Source organism: Micromonospora foliorum (assembly GCF_022229015.1).
GTDB lineage: Bacteria > Actinomycetota > Actinomycetes > Mycobacteriales > Micromonosporaceae > Micromonospora > Micromonospora foliorum.
Window position 1 is genome coordinate 1 of the sequence record NZ_JAKKFF010000229.1, and the last position, 3,057, is coordinate 3,057.

Consider the following 3,057-nt stretch of genomic DNA (forward strand, 5'->3'; position numbering starts at 1 on the left):
CCGGTCAGCGCCAACGCCGCCGGGCACCCTTTTCGGCGACCGGCGCGGCGTCCGTGGCTCCGACCATCACCCCAGGGGTACGCGGGCCACCCCGGGCCCGGTCAGGCTGCCCAGCCAGAGCTGGTCGCCGTGCTGGCGTACCCCGGTGATCATCGAGTAGTGCCCGTTCGGACCGTGCAGCGTCCGGCGGACCGTGCCCGCGCCGTCGACCAGCGCGACCAGGCCGTAGCGGCGTGGCTGCGGCTGCATCGCGTCGGGCAGCAGGGCGGCGATCTGACGCAGCCGTGGGTGCGGCAGCAGCCGCTCGGCGATCGGCACCCGGGGGCTGGGCAGCGCTATCCAGTACGTGCCGTCTCCCACCGAGGCGAGGTTGTCCGGGTACGCGGGCAGGTCGGCGAGGACCCGCACACCGCCGCTCAGCTCGACCCGCAGCAGACGGTGAGTGCTGGTCTCCACGAGCATCAGCGCCGACTCGTCCGGGGTCAGCGCGATCCCGTTGGGGAAGTACAGCCCGTCGGTCACCACCTCGGTGCGGCCGCTGCCCGGATGGTGCGCCAGCACCCGGCCGTTGGGGCGGTGCTCCAGCAGGTCCCGCTTCCAGTGCGACACCGGGAACCGGTCGGAGCTGTCGGTGAAGTAGATGGTGCCGTCGCGGCCCACCGTCGCGTTGTTGGCCAGGTGCACCGGGGGTGCCGTTCCGGACAGTTCGCGTACCGCGCCGTCCGGCGTGACCCGCAGCAACCCGCGGTACGCGTCGCAGACCACCAGGGCCTCGCCGGACGGGTCCAGCTCGATGCCGAGCGGACGGCCACCGGTCTCGGCCAGCAGTCGGGGTGGGGTGCCGGCCGGGGCGTCGACCGGCCACCACCAGAGCCGACCGTCCTCGTCGCCACTGATCACCCGCCCGGCGCCGTCGACCAGCACGTCCTCTGGGCCAACGGCGCCCGGGGGCAGGGGTAGCAACTCGGCCTCGTCGAGCCGGCGGTCGGTGGGGGCCCATGCCCCGGCCAGCCCCGGAGGGCTGGTCGCCGGCTCGCGGACGGGACGGATCAGCCGGGGCGGCCGGGGCCGGGGAATCAGCATCGGCCTATTCTCCACCCCGGTCTCGGCCGACCCCCGGGTTCCGCGCCCGCGCGGCGCGCCGCCCTGGCCCCCGGACTCCACCCCGAGAGGGAGGTGAGGCACCTCGGGGTATGCCCCTGGGCGTACCCGGAATCACTCCGCGGAGGGGCGAAAGTGTCGGTGGTGGCGGCTAGATTTCTGGGCATGGAAGAGCACAGCGATCGGCTCGACGTGCAGGTCAGCGTGGGTGACCAGATGGTCCTCGTGCGGGTGGCCGGCGAGGTCGACATCGCCACGGTGGCCGCGTTCCGGTCCGCGCTGTGGTCCGCGCCGGCCCGCCCGGTGGTCCAACTGGAGATGTCCGGTCTGCGGCTGCTCTCCGCCGCTGGCGTTCGCACGCTGCTCGCCGCGCATCTGCGCGTGCGGGCCTGCGGTGGCGAGCTGGTTCTGGTCGACCCGAGCCCGATGGTGGCGCGGGTGCTGCGCGTCAGCGGGCTGCACCGCGTGATGCCGATTCTGGAGCTGGCCTCGCCGATCGAGGCGGCGCGTCGCCCGGTGGTCGCGACCACCGACCTGCAACTGGCCGCCTGATCCCGGTCCGACCCGCCCGTCGGGGGAGAGGTGGTCGTCGCCGGGCACGGTGGCGGCCACCCAGACCCGGTCGGTCACCGACGAGGCGGGCCCGCGCCGTCGTACCCGGGCACGGCGCGGGGCCGCCGGCGTGGGCCGGCGACCCCGACAATCGGTCAGCTCACGCCGAGCAGGTCGACGACGAAGACCAGCGTCTCGCCCGGCTTGATGACGCCGCCGGCACCCCGGTCGCCGTACCCCAGGTGCGGCGGGATGGTCAGGCGGCGGCGACCGCCGACCCGCATGCCGGCGACGCCCTGGTCCCAGCCGGCGATGACCTGACCGCCGCCGAGCGGAAAGTCGAACGCCTCGCCCCGGTTCCACGACGAGTCGAACTCGGCGCCGGTGGAGTGCGATACGCCGACGTAGTGCACGCTGACCAGCTGGCCCGGCTCGGCCTGCGGGCCGTCGCCCACGGTGATGTCCTCGATCTCGAGGTCGGCCGGCGGTGCACCCTCGATCGGACCAACCTCGGGCTTGCCCGAACGGGCGCCTGCTGCCTGGTTCATGCGGGGATCTCCTGCCGTGTTGGGTGATGTGTCCGGTCACCGTCGATCCTGCCGGATCACCCGTCACCGATGCGCGGCGGACCCGCCACCTGCGCCGCAGCCCACCCCATGCCGGGCACCTGGAACGCGGGCTGGCCATCCTGGCTACGCCGGTGCTGCGGAGCGCGGGCGTCCGCGCAACCGGGACGGACCCCGAGGGTGACCGGGACGGACCCCGAGGCCGACCGAGCCGACTTCGTCGGACCGCCCGATGTCGGGTCGGACGTTCACCTAGGCTCGAATTGGGCCGGCCGGCCTGGTAACGGGCGGTGCGCGGTGGTCGATGCGGAGGGCCTCGATGGCTGAGGCGACGGTCGCGGTCCCGCTGTGGGCCTGGGCGGCGGTCGGCACGGTGATCGCGGTGCTGCTCGCCGTGGACGTGCTCCTGCACCGGGACAACCACGTCATCGAGCTTCGTGAGGCACTGCTGTGGAGCGCCGTCTGGATCGGCGCGGGCCTGCTGTTCGGGTTGGTGGTCTGGTGGAGCCTCGGCGGTGACCCGGCCATCGCGTACTTCTCCGGCTACCTGCTGGAGAAGGCGCTGTCGGTGGACAACGTGTTCGTCTTCGCGCTGCTCTTCGGCTACTTCCAGGTGCCGCCCGGCTACCAGCACAAGGTGCTGTTCTGGGGTGTGGTGGGCGCGCTCGTCTTCCGGCTGCTGTTCATCTTCGCCGGTGCCGAGCTGCTGGACCGGCTCGCCTGGGCCGGGTTCGTGCTGGGCGCGTTCCTGATCTGGACCGGCTGGCGGCTGGCCGTACGCGGGAAGCCGGACGTCGACCCGGAACGCAACGTCGTGGTCCGGCTGTTCCGTCGGCTG

Annotated in this window: 4 protein-coding genes; 2 read left to right on the forward strand and 2 right to left on the reverse strand. The window is 73.3% G+C overall.

Features of this window, described 5'->3' with window-relative positions:
* Nucleotides 1–66: 66 nt before the first annotated feature.
* Nucleotides 67–1,083 (reverse strand): SMP-30/gluconolactonase/LRE family protein, encoded by a 1,017-nt coding sequence (locus PSH25_RS17440; protein WP_238660085.1) that lies wholly within the window; start codon nucleotides 1,081–1,083, stop codon nucleotides 67–69.
* A gap of 183 nt (nucleotides 1,084–1,266) precedes the next feature.
* Between PSH25_RS17440 and PSH25_RS17445 the strand changes: the two genes are divergently transcribed.
* Nucleotides 1,267–1,653, forward strand: coding sequence for an STAS domain-containing protein (locus PSH25_RS17445; RefSeq protein ID WP_238660086.1), 387 nt, complete (start codon nucleotides 1,267–1,269; stop codon nucleotides 1,651–1,653).
* Nucleotides 1,654–1,808: 155 nt separating this feature from the next.
* Here the strand turns inward: PSH25_RS17445 and PSH25_RS17450 are convergent, their stop codons facing one another.
* Nucleotides 1,809–2,201 (reverse strand): FKBP-type peptidyl-prolyl cis-trans isomerase, encoded by a 393-nt coding sequence (locus tag PSH25_RS17450; protein ID WP_238660087.1) that lies wholly within the window; start codon nucleotides 2,199–2,201, stop codon nucleotides 1,809–1,811.
* A 337-nt stretch (nucleotides 2,202–2,538) separates the two neighbouring features.
* Here PSH25_RS17450 and PSH25_RS17455 point away from each other — a divergent pair.
* On the forward strand, nucleotides 2,539–3,057 hold a 519-nt coding region (locus PSH25_RS17455), incomplete at its 3' end, for a TerC family protein (protein ID WP_441005354.1).

Excerpts from the sequence above, each read along its gene's own strand:
- PSH25_RS17440 (WP_238660085.1), bottom strand. The coding sequence starts at position 1,083 with ATGCTGATTCCCCGGCCCCGGCCGCCCCGGCTGATCCGTCCCGTCCGC.
- PSH25_RS17445 (WP_238660086.1), top strand. The coding sequence starts at position 1,267 with ATGGAAGAGCACAGCGATCGGCTCGACGTGCAGGTCAGCGTGGGTGAC.
- PSH25_RS17450 (WP_238660087.1), bottom strand. The coding sequence starts at position 2,201 with ATGAACCAGGCAGCAGGCGCCCGTTCGGGCAAGCCCGAGGTTGGTCCG.